Raw genomic sequence first — 26,914 nt, forward strand, 5'->3', positions numbered from 1 at the left:
CGCGGCCTCAGCCCATGATGTTCACGCCGCCGTCGACGAACAGCGTCTGGCCCGTCAGCCGGCGCGCGTACGGCGTCGCCAGGTAGGCGCAGGCGAAGCCGACGTCGTCGATGTCGACCAGCTCGCCCACCGGCGCACGGCTCGCGGCCTCGTTGAGCAGCAGGTCGAAATCCTTCAGCCCCGAGGCCGCACGGGTCTTGAGCGGGCCGGGCGACACCGGATGCACGCGGATGCCCTTGGGGCCGAGTTCGTACGCCAGGTAGCGGCACACGGCCTCCAGCGCGGCCTTCACCGGCCCCATCACGTTGTAGTTGGGCACCACCTTCTGGGCGCCGAGGTAGCTCATGGCGATCATGGTGCCGCCCTCTGTCATCAACGGCGTCGCCAGCCGCGCCATGCGCACGAAGGAGTGGCAGGAGACGTCCATCGCGCGCTGGAAGCCCTCCGCCGAGCAGTCGAGCAGGCCGCCCTGGAGATCGGCCTTGGGCGCGAAGGCGATCGAATGCACCAGGATGTCGAGCCGGCCCCACCGGTCGGCGATGGCGTCGAACACGGCTTCGAGCTGCCCGGGCTGCTCGACGTCGAGCGGCAGCACGATGGGCGCATCGAGCGCCTTCGCCAGCGGCTCGACGTGCGGCCGCGCCTTCTCGTTCAGGTAGGTGATCGCCAGCTCGGCGCCGAGGCTGCGAAAGGCGTTGGCGCAGCCGTAGGCGATGGAGTGCTCGTTGGCGACCCCCACCACCAGCGCCTTCATGCCGGCGAGGACGGGGTTGTGCGGTGGCGGCATGGCGTTCGTCCTCAGGCCAGGAGATCGCGCGTGTGGCGGGCGATCATCAGTTCTTCGTTGGTCGGGATCACCCAGGCGGCCGTGCGGCTGTCCGGCGTGCTGATGCGGGGGCCGCCCCCGGCATTGGCGTCGGGGTCGAGCGCGATGCCCAGCCAGGCGGCCTGGGCGCAGATGCGCTCGCGCACGGCGCTGGCGCGCTCGCCGATGCCGGCGGTGAAGACGATGGCGTCGAGCCCGCCGAGGGCGGCGGCGAGCGAGCCGAGTTCGCGTCCGATGCGATAGACGAAGAGGTCGACCGCCATCCGGGCCTGCGGCTGCTCGGACGCCAGCAACTCGCGCATGTCGCTCGACACGCCCGAGACGCCGAGCAGGCCCGACTGGCTGTAGATCAGCTTCTCGACGGCGCGGGTGTCCATGCCGTGCTCGTCCATCAGGTAGAGAATCACGCCCGGGTCGAGGGCGCCGCAGCGCGTGCCCATCGGCAGACCGTCGACGGCGGTGAAGCCCATGGTGCTGGCGACGCTGCGGCCGGCATCGAGGGCGCACATGCTGGCGCCGTTGCCGAGGTGCAGCACCACGGTCTTGCCGCGCGCGGCGCGCTCGTCGAAGCGCGGCAGCACCGAGGCGATGTATTCGTAGGACAGGCCGTGGAAGCCGTAGCGCCGCACGCCGGCGTCGGACAGCGCCTTCGGCAGCGCGAACATCTGCGCCAGCGCCGGGTTGGAGCGATGCATGGCGGTGTCGAAGCAGGCCACCTGCGGCAGGCCGGGCGCGTGCTCCAGCAGGGCCCGCATGGGCGCCAGGTTGTGGGGCTGGTGCAGCGGGGCGAGCGGGATCAGCTTCTCGAGCCGGGTCACGACCTCGCCGTCGACCCGTACCGGCGCGGCGAAGTCCATGCCGCCGTGCACGACACGGTGGCCGACCGCACTCAGGTGATGCGCGTGGCCGTAGGTGGCGCGCAGCCATTCGACGATGTGAGCGATCGCGCCATGATGGTCGAGCTTGGCGCCGGCGTCCCAGTGTTTCTCGGCGATCGCGTTGCCGCCGGCGTCCTTCGCCACGAAGCGCGGCGCGGCGGTGTAGAGGCCCGAGACCTGGCCGCCGACCACGAAGGGCAGCGCGTCCCCGCCCGCGAACACCGAGAACTTCAGGCTCGACGAACCGGCGTTGAGGACGACGATCGCGTCGGTCATTGGATGGCCTTCGCCGCGCTCTCGCGCCGGGCGTGGGCGACCATCACCGCCACCGCGCAGGAGGCCAGCCGCGCGGTCACCGAGTCGGCGCGACTGGTGAGGATGATCGGCACCTTCGCGCCCAGCACGATGCCGGCGGAATCGGCCTGCGCCAGGAAGCTCAGGCTCTTGGCGAGCATGTTGCCGGCCTCGAGGTTGGGCACGATCAGCACGTTGGCGCGGCCGGCCACCGGCGAGACGATCTTCTTGATGCCGGCGGCTGCCATGTCGATGGCGTTGTCGAGCGCCAGCGGTCCGTCGAGGATGCCGCCGGTGATCTGGCCCCGGTCGGCCATCTTGCACAGCGCCGCGGCCTCGACGGTCGACGGCACCTTCGGATTGACCGTCTCCATCGCCGACAGGATCGCGACCCGCACCTCGGGCTGGCGCAGCGCGTGTGCCAGGTCGATCGCGTTCTGCACGATGTCGACCTTCTCCTCCAGCGTGGGCGAGATGTTGACGGCCGCGTCGGAGATGATCAGCGCGTCGTCATGGCCGGGCACGTCCATCACGAAGCAATGGCTGATGCGGCGCGCGGTGCGCAGGCCGGTGTCCTTGCGCACCACGGCGGCCATGAGCTCGTCGGTGTGCAGGCTGCCTTTCATCAGCGCCTCGGCCTGGCCGGCCTGCACCAGTTCGACCGCCTTGGCGGCGGCGGCGTGGCTGTGCGGCGCATCCACGATGTCGAAGCCAGTCAGGTCCTGGCCGCATTCCTTGGCCGCCGCTTCGATCTTGGCCCTGGGGCCGACCAGGATCGGCCGGATCAGGCCCAGCCGCGCCGCGTCCAGCGCGGCGGAGAGCGAGCTGACGTCGCACGGATGCGCCACGGCGGTGGGAATGGTGTCGAGGGCCTTCGCGACCTCGATCAGCCGGTCGTACTTCTCGTGGCTCATGCTGCTCTCCTGGGTCGCACCGGCGCATCGAGGGACAGGACGCTCGCCAGCCGGCGGAAGCGCTCCTCCTGGTGCGCCGACAGCTTGCCGCGCGCGCCCGCCACCTTGCGCGCCGCCTCGACGCCCTTGCGCCGATGGTGCATCTCGGGGATCAGCGCCGGCAGCGCGGCGATGGCGCGTTCCTCGTCGAGCGCGACGACGAAAGCCTGCCGCTTGATCGCCGCCTTGACGGCGGCCAGCGCCGGCCGGTGCTCGGGCTCCATCTCGTCGATCATGCGGCGCATCAGGTTGTAGGGACGTTCGTCGACCACGTTTTCCTCGCGCCGTACGTAAAGCAGCATCCGTGCCCATGCATCGAGCAGCGAGCCGCTCTCGAACTGCGATTCGATCTCCTGCCGCTTGAGGCGTTTCAGCTCGTCCTGCTCCCAGGTGGCCGAGGGCGGTCCGCGCCGGCCCAGCGCGTCGGCGCCCAGGCCGACCGCCGCCGCCAGCCAGGGCGCCTCGTAGATGGCCTTGAACATGCGCTCCGACATGGCATCCTTGGCATCGCGCACGCGGTCGAGCGATTGCTCGATGCGGCCGGACACCTCGCGCTCGGCCTTCGTGAAGGGATTGTCTGGCGCTGCCGCGCGCCGTTGGGTGCGTACGTTCTCGGCCATGGCCTGGACCCAGAACATCCACGGGTTGAGGTTGGAGAAGCCCCAGCGCTCCATGCGCGACGGGTTGGTGGCCCGCGACAGTTCGGCGCTCGCCTCGCTGCTCATGGCCTTGACCAGCGGGGAGGCGAAGGTGTCGTAGAGCCCCTGGTTGATCTGCGCCACGCGGTCGACCACCTCGAAGGCCTTTTCGTCCTCGCGCCCGTCGTCGAAGGCCAGGATGTCCTCGATGGTGCGCGGCACGAACTGGATCAGGTAGCGCCCTTCCAGGTAGGCCAGGCCGGGCATGTCGGGCTGGGTGTCCTGGATCACGGCCTCGTAGAGGCCGGGCGGCAGCGTCTCGATGAGGTCGAGCGCGCTGGCCAGTTCCGAGGTCTCGCGCTTGGCCACGCCGGCCGAGACGAAGATGCCGAGGTGGCCGATCTTCTCGTGCAGGCAGTAGACGATGGTCTGCTCGTTGAGCCGGATCTCGTCCACGCTCGCATAGGCGTCAGGGATCCAGTTCAGCGCCTGCTGCGGCGGCGTGATGTTGTCGCCCCAGGAGGCGAACACCACGATCGGCGTGCGGATGTTGCGGATGTCCACCCGGTGCTTGCCGTCGAAGGATTCCACCTCGCCGGCCGAGAGCTTGTTGCCGACGAAGAGGTTCCTGGTGATCCACTCCATCTCCTCCTTGTTCATGAGGAAGAGGCCGCCCCACCATTTCTCGAACTCCAGGAAGCGCTCGCGCTCGGTGTCCACCTGCGCATAGAGGTTGTAGAGCTTGCTCCAGTAGGTGTTGGCGGGATTGAGGCTCTCGAAGTTGTTGACCAGGTAGGCGCCGTCGAACTTGCCGTGCCCGAGGTCGCCGACCAGCGAGGCCAGCCAGGTGCCGCCCAGCAGGCCGCCCGAATAGCGCATCGGGTTCTTGCCCTCGACGCCGGCCCAGTAGGAGACCGGCGAGCCGGCCAGCAGCAGCGGGCCGACATGCTGCGGCGCCAGCGCGGCCAGCATGATCAGCGCCCAGCCGCCCTGGCAGTTGCCGATCACGAAGGGCTTGCCGTCGGCGTCGGGATGCAGCTCGTTGACCTTCTTCATGAAGGCGATCTCGGCGGCGCAGACCGATTCGATGGTCTGGCCCGGCATCGGGTACGGAAAGAACATCACGAAATAGCAGGGATGGCCGTGCTGGAGCGCGATGCCGATCTCGCTGTCCATCTTGAAGCCGCCGATGCCCGGCCCGTGGCCGGCGCGCGGGTCGATCACCACGAAGGGCCGCTTCTTCGCGTCCGTCTTCGCGTGGCTGGCATCGGGCTTGATGCGCACCAGCGCGTAGTTCGCGGGCTTCGGGAACTCGCGTGCGTCGAGCACCGTTTCGTAGTCGAACACCAGCACCGGCGGCTTGCCGGACTTGGTGTGTTCGAGGTATTGGTTGCCGCGCTCGCGCAGCACGTCCATGGTGAGGATGCTGCGCTGCCAGGCATCGATGCCGTATTCGGCGGCGGCCTGGGCGGCCTGCATGGGCCACAACGGGGAAGAAGGGAACGAGGCGGAAGGGGGAGGGGCTTTGTTGGCCATCAATGCACTCCTGGCGGCGAAGCCCGATCGTCCTCGCCCTGTGTTTCAGAATCGTGGCGGCAGTCCATGCGCACCAGCGTCACGCCGCCGTCGCGCACGAGCGTGACCGGCAGGCCGCTGCGCCGGAACACGGCCAGCATCGGCGCGTTGTCCGCCAGCACCTCGGCCTTCAGGGTCTGCAGCTGCGCCGCCCTGGCGATCCGCGCCAGGTGGCGCATCAGCAGCGTGCCGATGCCGAGTCCGTGGTGCGGGTCGTCGACCGCGAAGGCCATCTCCGCGCAGCCCGGTGCCGAGACGATGTAGCGGCCGCCGCCGGCGATCACCGGTGCGCCGTTCTCCTCCAGTTCGGCGACCAGCGCAACGTGGCCGACGAAGTCCACGTCGATGTAGTAGGCGATCTCGGCGTCGGTGAAGTGGTGCTTGGGGGCGAAGAAACGGCGGTAGAGCGAGGCGTCGCCGATGCGCTCCACCGCCGCCAGCATCGACGCGCGGTCTGCCGGCTTCAGCGCGCGGATGCGCACCGGCCGGCCATCGCGCAGGGTTTCGAACGCAAGGTACTCGGCTGCATTCATGAGTCGGTCGCTGGGGTTCGCGCCGCGGCGGGCTGACGCCGGGCATGTTCGGATGGCCTGAGCTTGCGCCCGCGCCGCGCGCCATGTGAATCCAACCAAAGTAGGATTTTCGCCCCGCCGGGCAGGGACTAGCGTAGGGCCTCCCAGACGTGCGGCCCCGTCCCGGTCGACCCGCTGCCGCTTGCATCGAAGGACGCCACATGCAACAACAAGTGCACATCGTCATCGGAAACCTGCCCGACGACGTCACCGAGGAAGGCATTCGCGAGGCGCTCAGCGCCTTCGCGGAGGCGGACAAGATCCGCCTGGCCAACGAGACCGGCACGCCGAGCGCGCTGATCGACGTCGACATGCCGCGGGCGCAGGCCGAGGCCCTGGCGCAGCGCATCAACGGGCGCTCCTACCAGGGCCGCGTGCTGCGTGCCTGGGTGCCCAAGATGGACTGGTAGCGCGCCGCCATGGACCTGACGGCGCTGTTCGACCGCGTGGCCTCGGCCCTGTTCGGGCGCGACGGCACGCAGCCCGACGATGCGGCCGAGAAGCAACTGGTCGCCGACATGACCGAGCTGGTGGTCGAGACGGTGGACTCGCGCATTCGCCTGCAGTCGCGCTACGCCGAGAAGCTCGAGGGCTGCGTGCGCAAGACCATCGCCCACCTGCGCGAGATCGGGCGCCAGCCGCTGGAGCCGCTGCTGCTGTCGCGCGCCGGCTGGAGCGACGATCCGCGGCTGAACGCCTTCTTCGCCTCGGCCGACGACGTGCCGGCCTTGCTGGGGCGCAGCAAGGAGCTGCGCGCCTTCTTCGGCGTGCCTTCGCAGCGCGAGCTCGGGGAGGCCTATGCGCTGCTGGCGATGAAGAGGGAGGAGCGCACCGTGCTGGCGCCCAAGCAGGACGGCGACCGGGTGCAGCACGAGGTGCCGCAGGTGACCGTCAGCTTCTCGGGCCATCGGCTGTTCGCGCCGTCGGCCACGCTCGAAGCGACGCGCCTGGAGGTCGGGCGCCGGATCATCCGCCGCCTGGCCCAGATGGCGCTCAAGCGCATCGTCGACCTCGACATGAAAGCCGCCGACCTCGGCGAGCGCAAGGCCTGGCTGGCCGCCCGGCTGCGGCTGGTGAAGCTGGCGGTGGATGGCGCGGCCGGCCTGCTGGAAGACACGGTGGACACGCGCTCGAAGATCGCCGCGCTGGAGCGCGAGCTCAACGAGACGGTGCACGACTACATCGAGACCAAGGCCAGCGTCGCCACGCTGACCAGCTACACGGGGCACATCAAGGCCGTCCTGGACCACCCCGAGCAGCAGGTGAGCCTGCAGCGCATACCGATGCGGTTGAGCCGGATGGGCATGCGCGTCGATGAGGCCCATCCGGGGCCGCTCAACGCGTTCACGCTGTCCGAACTCGCCATCGGCGAGGGCGTGGTCGCGGTGATCGCCATCGTGCGCTGCCCGCTGGCCGAGCTGCCCGCCGAGGCGGACCCGCTCGCCCACGCCGAGCGCTACCTCTAGCTGCCGACCAGGAAGGCGATGCGCCATGTCGAAGTCAGCCAGCGTCCGGATCGTCTACGTCGTGGATGGCGACGCTTCGGTGCGCGAAGGCATGTCGCGCCTGATGGACTCCGCCGGGCTGGAGGCCCGTCCCTGCGCCTCGGTGCCGGATTTCCTGGACCAGGCGCGCGGCATGCGTGTCGCCTGCGTGCTGCTCGACGTCTGGGGGGCGCGACAGTGCGAGGTGGCGGTGCGCAATGCGCTGCTGGCGGTCGCCAAGGTGCTGCCCGTCATCGCCCTGTCGTCGAGCGACGATCCGACGGCGCGCCAACTCGCGCGGGAGCTGGGCGCCCAGACCTTCTTCCGCAAGCCGGTCGACGCGGCCGCCCTGCTCGATTCGATCGAGTGGGTGATGCAGGGCGATGGCCGAAGCACCCCAAACTGAGGATGGCATGGGCCTTGCTGTTCGCTTGACAGGGATCGAGGTCGGGAATCATGATCTTCCGGATTTCCGGCCGTCGGCACGCCTGGAGCGTTGCGGGTGGCGCCGCGACAGGCTGCCATGTACAACAACCCGCGATCCACGCGAGGAGAAATCGATGCGCCAGGCACAGGCCAGTTCGGTCGCGGCCGTCCACGCCGCACCGGGGCGGGCGGAAGCCGTCCTGCTGGAGCGGCACGCCTTCGAGCGCCTGCTGGCCCAGCTGTCCGAGCGCCTGGGCGACATCGCGGAGCCTGATTTCCTGGTCCGGACCGAACGGGCGCTGAGCCGGCTGCTCGTGTTCCTCGACTGCGACCGCTGCACCTTCTCCGAGTTCGTCGGCGGCGACTACCTGAACGTGCTGTGCTCCGTGGGTTCGGCCGCCTTCGGTCCCTTGCCACGCGGCCGGCTCCAGTACCCCTTCCGGTGGTTCGTCGACACCCTGCGAAGCGGCCGCATCGTGGCGATGTCGAACCTGCCGGACGAGCTGCCGCCCGAGGCGGCCGAGGAGGCCGAACACTGCCGGCGCACCGGCCTGCGCTCGCACATCTCGATCCCGGTGCGCGTCGGCGGCCGCGTGACCAGCGTGCTGTCCTTCGCCACCGTGCGCGCGGCGCGCGGCTGGCCGCCCGAGATGGTCGACCGGCTGCGGATCGTCGGCGACCTGCTGGGCAGTTCGGTCGCCCTCGCGCGCTCGGAGGAGGAGGTGCGGCAGCTGCGCCATCGCGTCTGGCATGCCGATCGCGTGCAGCGCGTGGGCGCGCTCACCGCGGCGATCGCCCACGAGGTCAACCAGCCGCTCGCGGCCATCCTCAGCAACGCCCAGGCCGGGCTCCAGTACCTCGCGCGCGGGGACGCGGCGCCGGAGGCGATCCAGGACATCCTCGAATCGGTGGTGCGCGAAGGCAAGCGCGCGGCCGAAACCGTCCGCACCATGCGCGCCCTGATCCGCCGCGACGACACCCGGCGGGAGCGCATCGACCTCGCGGTTGCACTGGGCGAGGCCGAGCGGCTGCTGCAGAGCGAGTTTGCGGCCAATGGCGTGTGCCTGGAGACCTGCTTCGACGCCGCCTGCTGGGTGCTGGCGGACAAGGTGCAGATGGAACAGGTGGCCCTCAACCTGCTGCTCAATGCGGCCGCGGCCGTGCAGGGCGGACCGCAGGCGACGCGCCGGGTCCGGCTGCAGGTGACGCAGGGCGACGAAGGCAGGGTTCGGATGTCGGTGCGCGACGCCGGCAAGGGCATCGCGCCGCAGGACCTGCGGTCGATCTTCGAGCCCTTCTGGACCACGGGGCAGGAAGGGCTGGGCCTCGGACTCGCCATCTGCCGCTCGATCGTCGAGGCGCACGGCGGCCGCATCTGGGCCGAGTCGAACCCGGAAGGCGGCGCGACCTTCAACGTCGAACTGCCGGCGGCCGCGATCGATGGCGATGCGACCGGGCAGGCGGCCGACGAGCCCGTGGCCGCCGCTGCCGCCGTCTGCGCGAGCCAGGCCGGCGGGCAGCCTGTGGTGTGCGTCATCGACGACGATCCCGAGGTGCGCGGCGGCCTGCTGCGCCTGCTCGACGGTGCCGGCTGGAGCGGCGCCGGCTACGCCTCGGCCGAGGAATTCCTCGCCAACCCGCCGGCGGGCGACCCGGCCTGCGTCCTGCTCGACGTGCAGATGCCGGGCCTCTCGGGGCCGCAGCTGCATCGGCGCCTGCTCGAAGGCGCATCCGCGCCGCCGGTGATCTTCCTCTCCGGGCGCAGCGATGTCGCGGCCGGCGTCGACGCGATGAAGCGCGGCGCGGCCGATTTCCTCGAGAAGCCGGTGGACGGCGAGGTCCTGCTCGCGGCGCTGCGCCGCGCGGTCGAGCGCCATGCCGGCGAGCGCCGGCACGCGCTGGCGCAGGACGCGGCGAAGGAGCGGATCGCCCGCTTGTCGCCGCGCGAGCGCGAAATCATGCGCCATGTGGTCAGGGGGCGCCTGAACAAGCAGATCGCGGCCGACCTGCTGATCGCGGAGCAGACCGTCAAGCAGCACCGGGGGCGGGTGATGGAAAAGGTGGACGTGCACTCGGTCGCGGAACTCGTGCGGCTCTGCGAGGCCGCAGGCCTGGCTGCGGAGCCGTCGCTGCAACTGCGGCCGGGCGCCCTGGACGGGGGCGACGACCCGACCCACGTGATCGCAACTCCGCCATAGGGCGACCCAAGCAGGCGCACCAGGCGCCAGACAAGGAGACAAAAATGGAAACCCAGTTCGCATTCGACCTGTCGGGCCGCAAGGCCGCGGGTGCATGGCGTGGCTTCACGCCCGGCATGTGGCAGGACCGCGTCAACGTGCGCGAATTCATCCAGCGCAACTACACGCCCTACGAGGGCGACCACGCCTTCCTCCAGGGGCCGACCGCGCGCACCAGGGCCATGTGGAAGACCCTGGCGCCGCTGCTCGCGAAAGAGCGCGAGAAGGGCATCCTCGGCGTCTCGCAGGTGCCGTCGGGCATCCTCGCGCACGCGGCGGGCTACATCGACCGCGACAACGAGATCATCGTCGGCCTGCAGACCGACGCGCCGCTGGTGCGCGCGATCATGCCCTTCGGCGGCTGGCGCGTGGTGGAAGACAGCCTGCGCGCCTATGGCTACGAGCCCGACCCGGCGCTGGTCGAGGTCTTCACCAAGTACCGCAAGACGCACAACACCGGCGTCTTCGATGCCTACACGCCCGAGATCCGCAAGGCGCGTTCGTCGCACGTCATCACCGGCCTGCCGGACGCCTACGGCCGTGGGCGCATCGTCGGCGACTACCGCCGCGTGGCACTCTACGGCGTCGACTTCCTGCTGGCCGACAAGGCGCGCGAGAAGCACGAACTCGACGAGCGCCATTCGACCGAGGAGACCATCCGCCTGCGCGAGGAATTGTCCGAGCAGATCCGCTCGCTCGAGGAACTGAAGGAGATGGGGGCGCGCTACGGCTTCGACATCTCGGTGCCGGCGAACGATGCGCGCGAGGCCGTGCAGTGGACCTACTTCGCCTACCTGGCCGCGATCAAGCAGCAGAACGGCGCCGCCATGTCGGCCGGCCGGCTCTCCACCTTCTGGGACATCTACTTCGAGCGCGACCTGCGCGAAGGCACGCTGACCGAAACCCAGGCCCAGGAGATCATCGACGACCTGGTCATCAAGTGGCGGCTGGTGCGCTTCCTGCGCGCGCCGGAATACAACCAGCTGTTTTCCGGCGACCCGGTGTGGGTGACGGAAGTGGAGGGCGGCATGGGCGAGGACGGCCGCACGCTGGTCACCAAGTCGGCCTTCCGCATGCTGCACACGCTCAACAACCTCGGGCCGGCGCCGGAGCCGAACCTCACGGTGTTCTGGTCGCCGCGCCTGCCCGAGGGCTTCAAGCGCTTCGCGGTCAAGATCTCGATCGACACCAGCTCGATCCAGTACGAGTCCGACGACCTGATGCGGCCCAAGTGGGGCGACGACTGCGCCATCGCCTGCTGCGTCTCGGCGATGCGGCTGGGCAAGCAGATGCAGTTCTTCGGTGCCCGGGTCAACCTGCCGAAGACGCTGCTCTATGCGCTCAATGGCGGGCGCGACGAGCTGACCGGCGAGCAGGTCGGGCCGATGCTGGCGCCCGTCACCGGCGACCTGCTCGACTACGACGAGGTGATGAAGCGGCTGGACCCGATGCTGGACTGGCTCGCCAAGACCTACGTCAACGCGCTCAACGTCATCCACTTCATGCACGACAAGTATTGCTACGAGGCGATCGAGATGGCGCTGCACGACCGCGACGTGCTGCGCACGCTGGCCTGCGGCATCGCGGGCCTGTCGCACGCGGCGGACAGCCTGTCGGCGATCCGCTTCGCGCAGGTGCGGCCGGTGCGCGACGAGCGCGGCCTGATCGTCGACTACCAGACGACCGGCGAATTCCCGTGCTTCGGCAACAACGACGACCGGGTCGACGGCATCGCGACCGAGCTGGTGTCGATGATGATGAACAAGATCCGCATGTACCCGAGCTACCGCAACGCGGTGCACACGCAATCGGTGCTCACCATCACCTCGAACGTGGTCTACGGCAAGGGCACGGGCAACACGCCGGACGGCCGCAAGAAGGGCGAGCCCTTCGCGCCGGGCGCGAATCCGTCGAATGGGCGCGACACGCACGGCGCGCTGGCGGCGCTGATGTCGGTCGCGAAGATCCCCTACGACGATGCGGAGGACGGCATCTCGCTCACGCTGTCGGTGGTGCCCTCGGCGCTCGGCAGCGAGGAGGAGCGCCTCGCGCGCGGCACCGGCGCGCTCGACGCCTACTTCGCCAGCGGCGGCTTCCACGTCAACATCAACGTGCTCAACCGCGAGACGCTGCAGGACGCGATGGCCCATCCGGAGAACTATCCGCAGCTCACGATCCGCGTGTCCGGCTACGCGGTGAACTTCATCAAGCTCACGAAGGAACAGCAGCTCGACGTCATCAACCGCACCTTCCACGGCGCGATGTAGGCCGGCCGGGAGCACCACATGGCCCAGTCACTGAGCGGCAGCCGCTACGAGCTGCACGTCGCGCGCAAGTGGGCGGCGGACACCAAGTCGCAGGACTACTACACGATCCACGCGGCCGATCTCGAGCAGGCGCCGGACACCGGCGAGGACATCGTCGGCTACGTCCACTCCTGGGAGGTGGGCAGCACGGTCGACGGGCCGGGCATCCGTTTCGTCGCCTTTCTCACGGGCTGCTTCCTGCGCTGCCAGTACTGCCACAACCCCGACACCTGGCACCGCCAGAACGGCAAGCCGGTGACGGTGGCGCGGGCGATGCACGAGATCGCCAAGTACGCCCAGGTGCTGAAGATCAGCCGCGGCGGCATCACGCTGTCGGGCGGCGAGCCGATGGTGCAGAAGCCCTTCGCGATGCAGATCTTCAGGCGCTGCAAGCAGCTCGGGCTGCACACCTGCATCGACACCTCCGGCCGCCTCGGCGAACGCATGACGGACGAGGAGCTGAGCCAGATCGACCTGCACCTGCTCGACATCAAGTCGGGCGACCCGGCGATCTACCAGCAGGTCACGGGGCAGCCGCTGCAGCCGACGCTCGACTATGCGCGCCGGCTCTCCGATCTGGGCCGGCCGATGTGGGTGCGCTACGTGCTGGTGCCCGGCCTCACGGACGGATTCGACAACGTCGAGAAGGTGGCCGAGGTCTGCGCCGGCCTGAAGTCGCTGGAGCGGGTCGAGATCCTGCGCTTCCACCAGATGGGGCGCGACAAGTGGCAGCGGCTCGGGCTCGACTACCCGCTGAAGGATGTCGAGCCGCCGTCGCCGGAACTCGCCGAAAGGGTGCGCGGCCAGTTCCGCAGCCGCGGCCTCACGGTCTACTGAAGCGAATCCCGGACCCGAACCAAGAAGAACGAGGAGAAGACCTTGGAGACACTGAGCAACATACTCGCGCAGCAGCCGATGATGGCGCTGTTCCTCACCATCGCGCTCGGCTACCTGCTGGGCGAGGTCAACATCAAGGGCTTTTCGCTCGGCGTCGGCGCGGTGCTGTTCGTGGCCTTGTTCATGGGCTGGCTGGCGCCCAAGTCGGCGCCCGCGCCGATGGTCGGCACATTGGGGCTGGCGCTGTTCCTCTATGCCGTCGGCGTGCAGTACGGCAAGCAGTTCTTCATCGGGCTCACGAGTCCCTATGGGCGCCGGGCCAACCTGATCGCCCTCACGGGCGTGCTGCTGTCCGGCGTCGTGAGCGTGCTGTTCATGAAACTGTCGAGCCTGCCGCTCGGGCATGCGCTGGGGCTGTTCGCGGGCGCCGGCACCAGCACGCCGACCTTGCAGGCGGCCATCGTGCAGCTGGGCAACGACGACCCGGCGGTGGGCTATTCGGTGGCCTATCCGCTGGGTGTCGCGGGACCGATCCTGTTCCTGTACATCTGCTTCATGGTCCTCAAGCCGAAGATCCAGGCGCCCACGGGCGGCGGCATCGAGATGCTGGAGATCGCGCCCGAGGAATCGGCGCTGAAGGGCAAGACGATCGGCGACCTGCTCGCCGGACTGCCCGCCGGCATCGACATCGCGGCGCTGCGGCGGGCGCACCACAACCTGCCGGCCTCGCGCTCGATGGCGCTGGCGGCCAACGACGTGCTGCTGGTCACGGGGCCGAGCCGCGAGGCGCTGGAGCAGGCCGCGAAGCAGCTCGGCGAGGTGCACCGCGGCCGCGTGACCGGCGACCGCCGCGACCTCGACTACGTGCGCATCTTCGCCTCCCGGGCGGCCGTGGTCGGCCGCAGCCTCGGCGACCTGAAGCTGCCGGAAGGCCGGCCCCACGCGCTGGTCCAGGTCCGGCGCGGCGACGCCGACATCATGCCCAGGCCCGACCTGGTGCTGGAGTTCGGCGACCGCATCGGCATGCTGGCGCACCGCGACGACTTCGCCGCGCTGCGCAAGTTCTTCGGCGATTCGATCAAGGGCACGGCCGAGTTCAGCTACATCTCGATCGGCTTCGGCATGGCGCTGGGCTTTCTGCTCGGGGCGATCAACTTCCCGTTGCCGGGCGTCGGCAAGCTCGCGCTGGGGCTGTCGGGCGTGCTGATCGTGGCCCTGGTGCTGGGCAAGCTGCGCCGTACCGGCGGGCTGAACTGGACCATCCCGCTGTCGGCCAACCTGGTGCTGCGCAACCTCGGCCTGACGCTGTTCCTGGCCCAGGTGGGCATGTCCTCCGGCCCCAAGTTCGCCGCCACGGTGTCGCAGACGGGCTTCCTGATGCTGGGGCTCGGCGCGATCGTGGTGGTGGCGCTGGTGCTGCCGATCCTGCTGCTGGGCCTGGGCGTCTTCAAGATGCCCTACGACGAGGTGGCCGGGATCGTGGCCGGAGCCTGCGGCAATCCGGCCATCCTCGCCTACGCCAACAAGCTGGCGCCGACCGACAAGCCGGACATCGGCTACGCGATGATCTTTCCGGGCATGACGATCATCAAGATCCTGTTCGTCGACATCGTGCCGGCGCTACTGAGCGGCTGAGGCGGCCCGGCCCTCGAATTCGTCGAGCACGTCGAGCGCCGTGACGCGCCGCCCGAAATAGCCGACGCGTTCCTGCAGCCCCTCGCCACGCAGGATGTCGCGCGCCGCCGCGTGCGCGGAGGCCAGCCGCAGCGCGATGCCGGCGGCGTGCAGCTGCGCGTGCAGCTTGGCCAGCATGCGCGCGCCGGCCAGGTCGATGTTGGCGGTGGTCGACAGGTCGCAGACCACGAGGCGCACCGGCTCGGTGGCGGCGCGGACCTTCGCGATCACCGTCTCCTGCACATGCTCCACGTTGAAGTAGAGCAGGGCAGCCTCGACCCGGAACACCAGCGCGCCGGCCACCGGCAGGTTGTCCGGGTTTCGCTCCATGTCCGAGAGGCCGCGGGTGCCGGGTATGCGGCCGAGGAAAGCCACGTGCGGGTGGGCGACCCGGCGGATCAGCAGCAGCAGCGAGGCGATCGCCGCCAGCATCACGCCCTTGAGGATGCCCAGCGCCAGCACGCCGGCGAAGGCGATCGCGGCGACGCCGAATTCGTAGCGGCTGGCCCGCCAGAGCGCGCGCAGCTGCGGGACGTCGAACAGGCCCTTGACCGCCACCAGCACGATGGCCGCCAGCACCACGCTCGGCAGGTTGCGCAGCAGCGGCGCCAGGTACACCAGGCACAAGCCGATGGTGAGGGAGGCGAAGACCAGCGCCAGCGGCGTCTTCGCGCCGGCCTTGTCGTTGACCGAGGACTGCGACAGCCCGCCCGCGACCGGGTAGCCCTGGGCGAAGGCCACCGCCAGGTTGGCGGCGCCGAGGCCCAGCAGTTCCTGCCGGGCGTCGATCGCCTCGCCATGCCGCTCGGCCAGCGTGCGCGCGGCGGAGACGCCCTCGACATAGGCCAGCAGCAGGCAGGCGAAGGCCAGCGGCAGCACGTCGTCGATGTCGCGCAGGTGCAGGCTCGGCACCCGGATTTCGGGCAATCCCCGGTGCACCTCGCCCAGCACCGGCAGGCCGAGTCCGGCCAGCGGCGTGACGGTGAGCGCCACGATCGACAGCACCACCACGACCAGCGCGACCGGCCGCCCGGGCAGCAGCTTGTCGCCCGCCAGCAGCAGGGCGAGCGCCGCCAGCCCGAAGGCCAGGACCGCGAAGCGCGTGTCGGGCAGCTGGCCCGCGAGCACCGCGATGCGCTCGAAGAAATGCTCCCCGCCGCCCTTGACGCCGAACAGCTTCGGCAGCTGCGTCATCGCGATCGTCAGCGCGGCGCCGGCCTTGAAGCCGAGCAGGATCGTCTCGCTGACGAAATTCATCAGCGAGCTCAGGCGCAGCACCCAGGCGAGGACGCTCAGCGCCGCCATCACCAGCGCGGTGAGCGCCGCGAGCTCCATGGCGCGCGCGGGATCGCCGGCGGCCATGGCGGCGGTCATGGTCGGCGCGATCAGGATCGAGATCGCCGAGGTCGGACCGATCGCGAGCTGGCGCGAGGAGCCGAACAGGGCGTAGAACAGCCCGCCGGCCAGATAGCCGTAGACGCCGCATTGCGGCGGCAGTCCGGCGAGCAGCACATAGGCCAGGGAGACCGGAATCGCATAGGCGGCCAGCGTGACGCCCGCGATGGCATCGCGTGGCAGCCAGGCGGCGCGGTACGCCGCCAGCCATTGGGCGGGCGGAAACGCCGCCCGCCAGCCGCTGGCGGGCGCGGGGGTGAGCGACGGCTCCTGCGCGCCAACGGTGGCGGGGTGCCCGGTGGTGTGCGACATGCGGCCGGCCCTCTCGAAGGTGGATCAGCTTGCGCCGCGCCGCGCCAGCGAGGAAATCCGACCAAAGTAGGATTTGCGCCCCCGTTCGGCTGCGCTACGTTCGACGGCCAACAATGACGAGCGAGGCCGCCATGCAGCAGAAACACCGACCGTCGGACAAGCAGGAGCAGGAAGCCGTTGCGGTGCGCGACGAGGCCAAGCCCAAGGATGGCGAGACCACCAAGGACAGACTCGGCCGCCGGCAGTACGACAAGGAGCTCGAGCGGTTGCACGTCGAGCTGGTCAAGCTGCAGCAGTGGGTGGTCCACAAGGGCCTGAAGGTGTGCATCGTGTTCGAGGGGCGCGACGGTGCGGGCAAGGGCGGCACCATCAAGGCGATCACCGAGCGGGTGAGTCCGCGCGTGTTCCGGGTGGTCGCGCTGTCCGCGCCGACCGAGCGCGAGAAGAGCCAGATGTACGTGCAGCGCTACCTGCCGCACCTGCCGGCGGCCGGCGAGGTGGTCATCTTCGACCGCAGCTGGTACAACCGCGCGGGGGTCGAGCGGGTCATGGGTTTCTGCAGCGACCAGGCGGTCAAGGGCTTCCTCGAGGCGATCCCGAAGGTCGAGCGGGTGATGGTCGATTCCGGGATCATCCTCATCAAGTACTGGCTCGAAGTGAGCCCCGAGGAGCAGACCCGGCGGCTCGAGGAGCGCAGCGACGACGGGCGCAAGATCTGGAAGCTGACGCCGATGGACCTCAAGTCCTACAGCCGCTGGTACGACTACTCGCGCGCGCGGGACGACATGTTCGCGGCCTCCGACACCGAGTTCGCGCCGTGGAACGTCGCGCGGTCCGACGACAAGCGCCGGGCCCGCCTCAACATCATTTCGCACTTGCTGGGCCAGGTGCCGTACCGGGAGGTGCATCGCGAGAAGGTCAAGCTGCCCAAGCGGCAGAAGGCGGAAGGCTACCGCGAGTCCAACCATCCGATGCGCTTCATCGAAGAGCGTTTCTGAAGAGAAGCCGGCCAGCCCGCCACACCGGGAACCCACGCATGCCCCTCTTCAATTGCCTACCCGCTGGCCGCGGTCTCCGGCGCCTGGACCAGCAGGACCGGCACCGTCGTGAGGCGCAGCACCTGCTGCGCCTCGCTGCCCCACAGGATGCGCTCGATGCCCTTGCGGCCGCGGGTGCCGGCCACGATGAGGTCGGCCTTCCAGTCCATGGCGTCCTGCGCGACCAGCTCCGACAGGTGCAGGGTGAGCGAAGCCAGCAGCTGCGTCTCCACGGCCTCGGCGCCGAGGCGCTCGGCGCGCTGGCGGGCCTGCTGCAGCAGGGCTTCGCCTTCCTCCTTCATCCTGGGCAGCAGCGTGGCATAGGAAGCGTGCGAGGCATGGCCGGGCGTGCGGCCGAAGCGGTTGAGCCCATGCACCAGCCGCAGCGCCGCGCCGTGCGCGAGGGCGAGGCGCACGGCCTCGTCGAGCCCGCGCAGCGAGGTCTCGCTGCCGTCGAGAGGGACAAGGATTCGCTGGTACATGGCCGGCCTTTGCTGCGTCGATCGACGGCCTGCATCGTGACGCTTCCGGCAACGGCTTGCAACCCGGCCTGATGGGAACACCATGACTCTCGCATCCAGGGACTCCGCAGTGAAGCGCCTCCGCCCGCCGCACCTGCTGGGCCTCGGCGCGCTCGCCGCGGCGCCGGCCGCGAACGCCTCCTTCCTGCCGCCCGAGATGATGGCCTCCGTCGCGACCGGCATCGCCTGGTTCGTCGTCTTCGTGGTGCCCATCGCCGTGATCGTGCTGTTCTGGATGGTGCACGTGCTGCCCGAGAAGATCGCGCACAAGCGGCATCACCCGCAGCGCGATGCCATCAAGACGCTGTGCCTGCTCTCGCTGGTGTTCGGCGGCATGCTGTGGCCGCTGGCCTGGCTGTGGGCCTTCGTCAAGCCGGTGGGCTACCAGGCCGCCTACGGCACCGAGAAGCACGACGACTACTTCCGCGAGCAGAGCGAGAAGGCCCACGCGGGCGAGCTGCTGGAGCACGAGATCGCGCACCTGCGCGAGGAACTCGATGCGATGGAGGCCAAGGGCGCACTGTCCGCCGAACTCAAGCAGGTGCGCCGGAACCTGGCCGCGGCGCTGCAGGCGCGGCGCGCCGAAGCAGAGGCCACCAGAGACGCGAGCATCTGATGGACATCCTCCTCCTCGGCATCTATGCCTTCTTCGTCTGGCTGATCTTCATCAAGCTCAAGTGGCTGCCATGGAACACCGCCTGGCAGGTCACGGTGGTGATCATCCCGATCGTCGCGCTGTCGATCCTGATCCTCACGCTCAATGTCGTCGCGCCGTCGACCGCCGACGTGCGCGTGCTCAAGTACGTGGTGCAGGTGGTGCCGCAGGTGCGCGGCCGCGTGCTCGAGGTGCCGGTGGAGCCCAACCGGCTGGTGAAGAAGGGCGAGCTGCTGTTTCGCATCGACCCGACCCAGTACGAGAACGAGCTCAACGCCGCCAAGGCCAAGCTGGCGTCCGACGAGGCGAAGTTCGCGGCCGCCGGCGCGGCCCTGGTCGATGCCTCGGCCGGCGCACGCCAGCTGCAGGAGCAGCTCAAGGGCGCCACCGGCCAGGTCAGGGCGCTGCAGCCCAAGCTCGAACTGGCCCGCCTGCGGGTGCGCCAGAACCGCGAACTGGTCGCCACCGGCGCGGGCGAGCGCTTCGCGCTCGAGCAGGCCGAATCCACGCTGGCCGAGTTGCAGGGCCAGATCGCCTCGGTGACCGCGAGCGAGACGCAGGTCTCGCAGCGGCTGGCGGCGCAGGTCAATGGCGAGCAGGCCTCGGTCGCCACCGCGCGGGCCCAGCTCGCGACCGCCAAGGCCCAGGTCGACCTCAGCCGGGCCGAGCTCGGCAACGCGCAATGGAACCTCGACCAGACGGCCGTCTTCGCGCCCTCCAACGGCTATGCGATCAATGTCCAGCTGCGGCCGGGCTCCTTCGTCGCTTCGATTCCGCTGACGCCGGCGATGAGTTTCGTCGAGGAGACCTACCAGGTGATCGCGCTCTTCGACCAGAACGAGCTGCGGCTGGTCGAGCCCGGCAACAAGGCGGAGTTCACGCTCAAGACCTATCCCGGCCGCATGATCGGCGCGACGGTCGATTCCATCGTCTGGGCCCAGGGCCAGGGGCAGGTGGCGCAATCGGGCAACCTGCCGCAGACCGGCGCGTTCCCGCAGGTGCCGGGCCGCTTTCCGGTCAAGCTGATCGTCGACGCGCCCGACGCCGGGCTCTTTCTCGCCGCCGGCGCGGACGGGCAGGGCGCGATCTACACCGAGCATGTCGCGGCGATCCATATCCTGCGCATGGTGATCCTGCGCGTCGGCTCGATCACCAACTACCTCGTGCTGAAACTGCACTGATGTCCATGCCGTCGCTTCGTCCCTCGGTCCTGGCAGCGTCGCTCGCGGCGGCGCTGGCGGGCTGCGCACTGCAGGCGCCGCCGACGGCCGACGCGCTGCGCAGCGAAGTGCTGCCGCAGGCGCCGCTGCCCGACGCCTTCCGGGCCGGTGGCGGCGTGTCCGCGGCGGTGGCGGACCGCTGGCTCGCTTCCTTCGGGCAGCCGCAGCTGACGGCGCTGGTCGACGAAGCGCTGGCCTACAACGCCGACCTGCGGGTCGCCGCGGCCCGGGTCGAGCAGGCCGCGGGCTATGTCAAGGTGGCGTCCGCCAGCCTGCTGCCGTCGGTGGGCGTGATCGGCCTGGGCGGCGGCAAGTCGGGCGGGGGCGGCGGGCTGGACGGGATCTTCCTCAATGCGTCGCTCGAGCTCGACGTCTGGGGCCGGGTGCGCTATGGCAGTGCGGCGGCCCGCGAGCAGCTTGCCGCCGCCGAGGCCGACTTCGCCTATGCGCGCCAGTCGCTGGCCGCGATGGTCGCCAAGAGCTGGTTCCTGGCGATCGAGGCCGGCATGCAGCGGGCGATCGCGAAGGATTCGCTCGGGTCGTCGGAGACGCTGATGCGCATGGCCGACGACCGGCTGCGCGTCGGCAGCGGCACGGCGTTGTCGTCGGCGCAGGCGCGCGCGAGCGTCGGCACCTACCGCGACACGCTGAGGCAGGTCGAGCTGTCGCGCGAGCAGGCGTTGCGCGCGCTCGAACTGCTCGTCGGCCGCTACCCGGCGGCCGAGATCGCGGTCGCCGACCAGCTGGCGCCGATGCCGCCGCCCTTGCCTGTCGGCGTGCCGTCCGAACTGCTGGAGCGCCGCCCCGACATGGTGGCGGCCGAGCGCCGCGTGGCCGCGGCCTTCAACCGAGTGGGCGAAGCCAAGGCGGCGCAACTGCCGAAGATCAGCCTGACGGCCGGCGGCAGCAACGTGTCGAGCGAACTGATCGTGCTGAAGGACGTCAGCAGCCCGGTGTGGAGCCTGGGCGCGAACCTGATCGCGCCGATCTACCAGGGCGGCGCCCTGCGGGCGCAGGTCGAGATCCGGTCGGCCGAGCAGAAGCAGGCGGTGGCCGAATATGCGCGTGCCGGGCAGAAGGCGTTCAGCGAGGTGGAAACCGCGCTGGGCACGGAATCGATCCTGCGCGAGCGCGAGGCGATCCTGGCCAGCACGATCCGCGACAACGAAGAGGCGCTCAAGCTGGCGCGGATCCAGTACCAGGTGGGTTCGGCGGACCTGCGCACGGTCGAGCAGAGCCAGCTGGCGCTCTATGCGGCGCGGACCTCGAGGCTGCGGGTGCAGAGCGAGCAGCTGGCCCAGCGCACGAACCTGTACCTGGCCCTGGGTGGCGGGGTCTAGCGCGATGGTGTACACGCACCGATGGGAGACACGATTGAAGACCAGCATCACTTTCTTGCGGGCCGCACTGTTGGGTGCCGCCCTGATCGCCAGTGGCTGTTACTACCCGCCGCCCGCGTACCCCGTGCCGGTGGCGGCCCCGGCGAGCTTCGACCGCTCTTTCTCGGCCGCAGCCGGCGCGATGCGCGACCAGGGGCTGGCGATCGGGACCGAAGACCGCGCCGCGGGCATGATCATCGGCAGCGCGGGCAGCGCCACGGTGTCGGCCAGCGTGCGCCGGCAGGCGGACGGCAGCGTGCGGGTCCAGTTCGACGCCACCGGGGCGCGCGATCCCGCGCTCATCGATCGAATCTCGCGCAGCTACGACGCCCGCATGGGCCGCTGACCCCGTCCCGCCAACGGATCGGCAATTGCGGCCTTTCGCCTAGCCCCGTATGCTGCATCCAACCCGAAGAGGAGTGCCCATGTTCTCTGTTGCGACCCGCTTCACGCGCATGCTGGCAGTGACGATCTCGCTGCTGGTGTCGGCGTCCCTGGTGACGGCGCAGCAGGCGCCCACCTTCAGCCGGGAACAGCTCGACCAGATGATGGCGCCCATCGCGCTCTATCCGGATTCGCTGCTGTCGCAGGTGCTGATGGCCGCCACCTATCCGGCCGACGTGGTCGACGCCGCGAAATGGTCGAAAGCCAACTCCAAGCAGCAGGGCGATGCCGCCGTGAAAGCGGTGCAGGACAAGCCCTGGGACCCGAGCGTGCAGTCGCTGGTCGCCTTTCCGCAGGTGATCCAGATGATGGGCGACCAGCCCGACTGGACGCAGAATCTCGGCGACGCCTTCCTCGCCTCGTCCAAGGACGTGCTCGACTCGGCCCAGCGGCTGCGGACCAAGGCCCAGCAGCAGGGCAGCCTCAAGACCACCGAGCAGCAGAAGGTCATCGTCGAGCAGGAGCCGCAGACGCAGCAGACGGTGATCAAGATCGAGCCCACCAACCCGGAGGTGGTCTACGTGCCGGCCTACAACCCGACCGTGGTCTATGGCGCCTGGCCCTATCCGGCCTACCCGCCCTACTACTACCCGCCCTATCCGGCCTACTACCCGGGTGCCGCGCTCGCCACGGGCATCGCCTTCGGCGTCGGCGTGGCCGCCGTGGGCGCGCTCTGGGGCAATGCGAACTGGGGCGGCGGCAATGTCAACGTCAACGTCAACCGCTACAACAGCATCAACAGCAATCGCCAGATTTCGGCGAACCAGACCAACTTCCAGCACAACGCCGCCAACCGCAAGGGCGTGCCGTACCGCGATTCGCGCAGCCAGCAGCAGTACGGCCGCAACGCCGGCGATCCGGGCCAGCGCCAGGACTACCGCGGCCGCGACAACGCGGGCCGCGATGCGCAGCGGCAGCAGGCGCAGTCCTCGCTGCAGCAGCGGGGCATGGACCCGGGTCAGGGCCGAGAGAACCTGCGCAACGACCCCGGCACCCGCGAACGGGCGCAGCAGGCCGTCGACCGCGGCGGCCAGCGGGGCGGCCAGGGCGGGGCCGGCGGCGGCCTTGACCGCGGCGGGCAGGGGCAGGGCGGCGGCTTCGACCGCGGCGGCGCCGGCGGCCGCGAGCAGGTCCAGCATCGTGGCGGTTCCGACAACGCCCTGCGCGGCGCGGGCGACGGCGGCGCCCAGGCGCGGCAGCAGGCCGATCGCGGCAACGCGAGCCGCCAGTCGATGGGCGGGGCCGGTGGCGGCGGCGCCGGCGCGCGCGCGGGCGGCGGTGGCTATGGAGGGGGCGGTGCGCATGCCGGCGGCGGTGCGCGCCCGAGCGGCGGATCCTATGGCGGCGCCCATGCCGGCGGTGGCGCCCGCGCCGGCGGCGGTGGCGGCGGCATGAGGGGCGGTGGTGGCGGCGGACGCGGCGGCGGCGGAGGCCGGCGCTAGGCGCACGTGCGATGACGGCGATGAACCCACTCCACTTCATGCGAGGCTCGAACATGCTGAATCCGATGCGCACCAGGGCGGCAGCGGCCGCAGCGGTCGCCACACTGGCGCTGGCTCTTTCCGCACCCTCATTCGCGCAGCGCGCCTACCCCAGTCCCGAGGCGGCCTCCGAGGCCTTCTTCCGGGCGCTGGCGGACAACGACCAGAAGGCGCTGCAGACGGTGCTCGGCAACGACTGGCGACGCTTCGTGCCGGCGGGCGAAGTCGATCGCGAGGACATCTACGATTTCCTGGGCGCCTACGCCAAGCAGCACAAGGTGGTGCCCGACGGGCCCGACCGCGCGCTGCTGGCGGCGGGCGAAGGCGGCTGGACGCTGCCGATCCCGATCGTCAAGGGCGCGGGCGGCTGGCGCTTCGACCCGCGTGCCGGCGCCGACCAGATGCAGACCCGCCGCATCGGGCGCAACGAGCTGGCCGCCATGCGGGCCGCGCTCGCCTACTTCGATGCCCAGCGGGAGTACGCGCAGGTCGACCGCGACGGCAACGGCGTGCTCGAATACGCGCAGAAGTTCGCCAGCGCGCCGGGCAAGCACGACGGCCTGTACTGGCACACCGGCCCGGGCGAGGCGGAGAGCCCGCTGGGCCCTCTTTACGCCTCGGCCCGGCCCGGCGAGGGCTACCACGGCTACCACTTCAAGATCCTCAAGGCGCAGGGCCCGAACGCACCCGGCGGCGCCTACGACTACGTCATCGGCAAGCGCATGCGCGGCGGCTTCGCGCTGGTCGCCTGGCCGGTGAAGTACGGCGAGACCGGCGTGATGAGCTTCATGGTCAACCACGACGGCGTGCTCTACGAGAAGAACCTCGGCGCCGGCAGCGACGCCGCCGCACGGGCGATGACCTGGTTCGACCCCGATGCGGGCTGGAGAAAGGTCGACGTACAGTAGGCCCGGGCGCAGCGCTGGCGGCGCCCTTCACGCAGCGAGGGCCCGATTGATTCCCGACACCACCCGTCCCGACGGCGGCAGCGACGACCTGCTGCTGCGGGTTTCGCCGCCGAGAGTGCCGCGCCATCTGGTGTCGAGGCCGCGGCTGCTCGCGGCCGAGCCCGCGTTCCGCGATGTCCCGGCCATCCTGCTGCAGGCGCCGGCGGGCTTCGGCAAGACCTCGCTGCTGGCCCAATGGCGGCTCGAGCATCTCGCGCACGGCCGGGTGGTGGCCTGGGTCTCGGCGCAGGCGCGCGACACGCCGCAGCGGCTGGCGCAGGCGCTGGCGCTGGCGGTCCGGCGGGCGGCGGGGCGGTCGACCTTCGGCCACGTGCTGCTCGACGCGGCAACGCCGAGCGGCCTCGAAGGCATCACCATCTGGCTGGCCGAGCTGGCGCAGACGGCGCTCGACGTGGTGCTGGTCGTCGACGAGGCGGAACGCCTGCCGGCGGCTTCGCGCGAGGCGCTGGCCTACCTGCTGCGCAATGCGCCACCCAACCTGCGCACCGTGATCGCCAGCCGGCCCGACTGCAACCTGGACATCGACGACCTGATCGCCTATGGGCAGTGCATGGTGGTCGGCCCCGCGATGCTGCGGTTCAGGCTCGAGGAGACGCTGGAGCTGGTGCAGGGCCGGTTCGGCGCCGGCGTCGACAACGACACCGCCGCCCGGCTGCACGCGCTCACGGAGGGCTGGCCGCTGGGGCTGCAGCTCTCGCTCACCGTGCTGGCGCGCGGCAGCGACGCGCGGGCCGACGTGGCGGGCATGGGTGTGCTCGGCGGGCAGCTGCGCGAGCAGTTCCTGGCGATGCTGCTGGCCAATCTCGAAGCCCGCGACCGCGAGTTCCTGACGCGCATCGCGATCCTCGACCACCTGCATCCGGAACTGTGCCGGCAGGTCGCCGGCATGGACGATGCCACCGAGCGGCTGGCCCGGCTGAGCCGCGACACGCCGGTGTTCGTGGCGGCGGAGCAGGGCGACTGGCTGCGCATGCACGCGCTGGCGCGCGACGTCCTGCGCGAGGGCTTCACCGCGCTGCCGCCGGATGCGCAGGCCGGGGCCCATGCCCGGGCGTCCGCCTGGCTGGCCGAGCGCGGCATGCTCGAGGACGCGGCCCGCCACGCGCTGGTCGCCGGCCAGCGCGAGCGGGCCTACGAGCTGGCCGAGCGCAGCCTCTACGAATCGATCATGACCCACGGCCGGCAGGGCGTGGTGCTCGAATGGCTGGCGCAACTGCCGCCCGAGGAGCTGGACCGCCGGCCGCGGCTGCTGCTGGCCGCCGCCTGGACGCTCGCCACCAGCGAACGCCATGAAGATGCCGGCCGGCTGGTCGACCGGATCCTGGCCCAGCCGCAGCACGCGCCCGATGCCCCCCTGCGCTGCGAATGCGCGTTGATCCTGAGCGGCGGCGCGGTGTTCGCCGACGACCCGGACCGCTTCGCGGCGCTGCACGATCCGTGGGCCGAGGCGCCGCCGCTGCGCGACCCGCTGCTGCTGCAGGTGCACGCCAACCGCACCGCCTACCGGACGCTGCTCGAGGGCGACCCGGCGCTGGCGCGGCTGCGCCAGCAGCAGTCGCCGCGCGGAGACTTCGGCCGCGGGCAGGGCTTCATCGGACGCTGGGGCGAGCTCATCATCGCCCTCTCGTACGTCTGGGAAGGCCAGGTCCGGCTGGTCGAGAGCCTGCTGCATCCGGCCGTGGCCAGTGCCGAAGCCGACCTGGGGCGGCGCAACAGCTTCGTCTGCATGCTCGCCGCCCTGCTCGCCGCCGCGCTGTGGGAGCGCGGCCGCCCCGTCGATGCCGCCGCGCTGCTGGCCGACCGGCTCGACGTGCTGGAGCGCAGCGGGCTGCCCGAAGCGCTGCTGCTGGCCTACCGGACGATGGCCCGCATGGCGGTGGCCGACGGTGCCGAGCACCGGGCGGTGGAACTGCTCGGCGCGCTCGACGCGGTGGGCTCGGCGCGCGCGCTGCCGCGGCTGCGCATCGCCAGCCTGGTGGAGCAGGTGCGCCTGCATGCCCGGCGCTACCGGGCGCAGAGCTGCCGGGAGCTGTGCCAGCGCATCGACGCCCTGCTGGCCGACCCGGCCCTGCCGCAGGGGCGGCTCTGGCGCCGCAGCGTGGACGGGATGCGCGGGCTGGCCCAAGGCTACGCGGCGATCGCGGCCCAGGACTGGCGCGGTGCGCTGGCGCCGCTGGTCCAGGCCAGCGAACTCATGCAGGTGGTGCGGCAGGGACGGGTGGAGATCGAGATCCTCGGCCTGCGCGCCTTCGCGCTCGAGCGTTGCGGCGAGAAAGGCGCCGCTCCGATGCTGCGCGAGGCGATCGATCTGGCCCAAAGTTACGGGCTGGTGCGTATTTTCGAGGATGCCCATCCGGACCTGGGCGCCTGGGCCCGGCAGGCCGGCGGTGACGAGCACGCGCCGATGGCGCCGGCCATGGCCGCCCCGGCGCGCCCGGCGCCGGCCGCCGAGGCGCCCCGGCCCCCGGCCGTGCGCGGCATGGTGCTGACGCCCAAGGAGCGCGAGGTGATGGAGCTGCTGGCGCGCAGCCTGTCCAACAAGGAGATCGGGCGCGCCATGCAGGTGGGCGAGACCACGGTCAAGTGGCACGTCAAGAACCTGCTGGCCAAGCTGGACGCCGGCACGCGCAAGGAAGTCGTGGTCCGCGCCCGCATCCTCGGGCTGCTCCAGCCGGCGCCCTAGCCGGGCGCCGCCCTGGGCGGGAGGGCCCTCCCCCCCTCCTGCAAGGAGGGGGTCTGGAAGGGCGCCGAATCCTATTCTTCGGGCTTGGGAATTCGCGCTCCAGCGACCTCCCACCAGAC

Annotated in this window: 22 protein-coding genes; 15 read left to right on the forward strand and 7 right to left on the reverse strand. The window is 70.5% G+C overall.

Annotation, left to right across the window (positions count from 1 at the left end; translation table 11 throughout):
* Positions 1-7 precede the first annotated feature (7 nt).
* Genes fabI through QTI33_RS16450 form a run of 5 tightly spaced genes read right to left on the reverse strand, consistent with a single transcriptional unit; the run spans position 8 to position 5,697 of the window.
* Positions 8-787 carry an enoyl-ACP reductase FabI gene (gene fabI / locus QTI33_RS16430; RefSeq protein ID WP_286507169.1) on the reverse strand — a complete coding sequence of 260 codons (780 nt, stop codon included), beginning with the start codon at positions 785-787 and terminating at the stop codon, positions 8-10.
* 11 nt (positions 788-798) lie between these two features.
* A complete protein-coding gene (locus QTI33_RS16435) occupies positions 799-1,980 on the reverse strand; it encodes an acetate/propionate family kinase (protein ID WP_286507170.1) in 1,182 nt (393 codons plus the stop codon).
* Positions 1,977-2,912 carry a phosphate acetyltransferase gene (locus QTI33_RS16440; RefSeq protein WP_286507171.1) on the reverse strand — a complete coding sequence of 312 codons (936 nt, stop codon included), beginning with the start codon at positions 2,910-2,912 and terminating at the stop codon, positions 1,977-1,979. Before QTI33_RS16440 ends, QTI33_RS16435 begins: the two co-directional genes overlap by 4 nt.
* Positions 2,909-5,068, reverse strand: coding sequence for a TerB family tellurite resistance protein (locus QTI33_RS16445; protein WP_286507172.1), 2,160 nt, complete (start codon positions 5,066-5,068; stop codon positions 2,909-2,911). The genes QTI33_RS16440 and QTI33_RS16445 overlap by 4 nt, the downstream gene beginning before the upstream one ends.
* Before the next feature lie 56 nt (positions 5,069-5,124).
* Positions 5,125-5,697 carry a GNAT family N-acetyltransferase gene (locus tag QTI33_RS16450; RefSeq protein WP_286507173.1) on the reverse strand — a complete coding sequence of 191 codons (573 nt, stop codon included), beginning with the start codon at positions 5,695-5,697 and terminating at the stop codon, positions 5,125-5,127.
* A 200-nt stretch (positions 5,698-5,897) separates the two neighbouring features.
* On the opposite strand from QTI33_RS16450, the gene QTI33_RS16455 reads away from it, so the two are divergent.
* The 7 genes from QTI33_RS16455 to QTI33_RS16485 all read left to right on the forward strand — a co-directional run bounded on the left by QTI33_RS16455 (position 5,898) and on the right by QTI33_RS16485 (position 14,661).
* Positions 5,898-6,146 carry an RNA recognition motif domain-containing protein gene (locus QTI33_RS16455; RefSeq protein ID WP_286507174.1) on the forward strand — a complete coding sequence of 83 codons (249 nt, stop codon included), beginning with the start codon at positions 5,898-5,900 and terminating at the stop codon, positions 6,144-6,146.
* 9 nt (positions 6,147-6,155) lie between these two features.
* Complete coding sequence (locus QTI33_RS16460; protein ID WP_286507175.1) at positions 6,156-7,202, forward strand: hypothetical protein; 1,047 nt, start codon at positions 6,156-6,158, stop codon at positions 7,200-7,202.
* Positions 7,203-7,227: 25 nt separating this feature from the next.
* On the forward strand, positions 7,228-7,626 hold the full coding sequence (locus QTI33_RS16465; RefSeq protein WP_286507176.1) for a response regulator: 399 nt from the start codon (positions 7,228-7,230) through the stop codon (positions 7,624-7,626).
* Positions 7,627-7,780: 154 nt separating this feature from the next.
* Positions 7,781-9,844, forward strand: coding sequence for an ATP-binding protein (locus tag QTI33_RS16470; RefSeq protein WP_286507177.1), 2,064 nt, complete (start codon positions 7,781-7,783; stop codon positions 9,842-9,844).
* A 44-nt stretch (positions 9,845-9,888) separates the two neighbouring features.
* A complete protein-coding gene (pflB, locus tag QTI33_RS16475) occupies positions 9,889-12,150 on the forward strand; it encodes a formate C-acetyltransferase (RefSeq protein ID WP_286507178.1) in 2,262 nt (753 codons plus the stop codon).
* Between the two features lie 18 nt (positions 12,151-12,168).
* Positions 12,169-13,026: a pyruvate formate-lyase-activating protein gene (gene pflA, locus QTI33_RS16480; RefSeq protein ID WP_286507179.1), complete on the forward strand. Its 858-nt coding sequence runs from the start codon at positions 12,169-12,171 to the stop codon at positions 13,024-13,026.
* 42 nt (positions 13,027-13,068) lie between these two features.
* A complete protein-coding gene (locus QTI33_RS16485; protein ID WP_286507180.1) occupies positions 13,069-14,661 on the forward strand; it encodes an aspartate:alanine exchanger family transporter in 1,593 nt (530 codons plus the stop codon).
* Here QTI33_RS16485 and QTI33_RS16490 read toward each other — a convergent pair.
* Positions 14,647-16,407 (reverse strand): SulP family inorganic anion transporter, encoded by a 1,761-nt coding sequence (locus QTI33_RS16490; protein WP_286507181.1) that lies wholly within the window; start codon positions 16,405-16,407, stop codon positions 14,647-14,649. The two genes, QTI33_RS16485 and QTI33_RS16490, sit on opposite strands and share 15 nt — an antisense overlap.
* 131 nt (positions 16,408-16,538) lie before the next feature.
* On the opposite strand from QTI33_RS16490, the gene ppk2 reads away from it, so the two are divergent.
* Entirely contained in the window at positions 16,539-17,405 is an 867-nt protein-coding gene (gene ppk2, locus QTI33_RS16495; RefSeq protein WP_286507182.1) for a polyphosphate kinase 2, read from the forward strand.
* A 56-nt stretch (positions 17,406-17,461) separates the two neighbouring features.
* Here ppk2 and QTI33_RS16500 read toward each other — a convergent pair whose 3' ends face one another.
* Positions 17,462-17,926, reverse strand: a complete 465-nt coding sequence (locus QTI33_RS16500; protein ID WP_286507183.1) for a universal stress protein — start codon at positions 17,924-17,926, stop codon at positions 17,462-17,464.
* A 109-nt stretch (positions 17,927-18,035) separates the two neighbouring features.
* On the opposite strand from QTI33_RS16500, the gene QTI33_RS16505 reads away from it, so the two are divergent.
* From QTI33_RS16505 to QTI33_RS16535, 7 genes are all read left to right on the forward strand, one after another.
* Positions 18,036-18,581, forward strand: a complete 546-nt coding sequence (locus tag QTI33_RS16505) for a DUF3302 domain-containing protein (protein ID WP_286507184.1) — start codon at positions 18,036-18,038, stop codon at positions 18,579-18,581.
* Positions 18,581-19,801, forward strand: coding sequence for an HlyD family secretion protein (locus QTI33_RS16510; RefSeq protein WP_286507185.1), 1,221 nt, complete (start codon positions 18,581-18,583; stop codon positions 19,799-19,801). Before QTI33_RS16505 ends, QTI33_RS16510 begins: the two co-directional genes overlap by 1 nt.
* A gap of 5 nt (positions 19,802-19,806) precedes the next feature.
* Positions 19,807-21,180, forward strand: a complete 1,374-nt coding sequence (locus QTI33_RS16515) for a TolC family protein (protein WP_286507187.1) — start codon at positions 19,807-19,809, stop codon at positions 21,178-21,180.
* Positions 21,181-21,214: 34 nt separating this feature from the next.
* Positions 21,215-21,565, forward strand: a complete 351-nt coding sequence (locus QTI33_RS16520; protein WP_286507188.1) for a hypothetical protein — start codon at positions 21,215-21,217, stop codon at positions 21,563-21,565.
* A gap of 79 nt (positions 21,566-21,644) precedes the next feature.
* The gene (locus QTI33_RS16525; protein WP_286507189.1) at positions 21,645-23,105 is read left to right on the forward strand and encodes a DUF3300 domain-containing protein; all 1,461 of its coding nucleotides are present in this window, start codon (positions 21,645-21,647) and stop codon (positions 23,103-23,105) included.
* 20 nt (positions 23,106-23,125) lie between these two features.
* Positions 23,126-24,052 (forward strand): DUF2950 domain-containing protein, encoded by a 927-nt coding sequence (locus QTI33_RS16530; RefSeq protein ID WP_286507190.1) that lies wholly within the window; start codon positions 23,126-23,128, stop codon positions 24,050-24,052.
* Complete coding sequence (locus tag QTI33_RS16535) at positions 24,021-26,795, forward strand: winged helix-turn-helix domain-containing protein (RefSeq protein ID WP_444814848.1); 2,775 nt, start codon at positions 24,021-24,023, stop codon at positions 26,793-26,795. The genes QTI33_RS16530 and QTI33_RS16535 overlap by 32 nt, the downstream gene beginning before the upstream one ends.
* Positions 26,796-26,914 lie beyond the last annotated feature (119 nt).

Origin of the sequence: Variovorax davisae (assembly GCF_030316845.1) — a bacterium.
GTDB classification, from domain to species: domain Bacteria; phylum Pseudomonadota; class Gammaproteobacteria; order Burkholderiales; family Burkholderiaceae_C; genus Variovorax; species Variovorax davisae.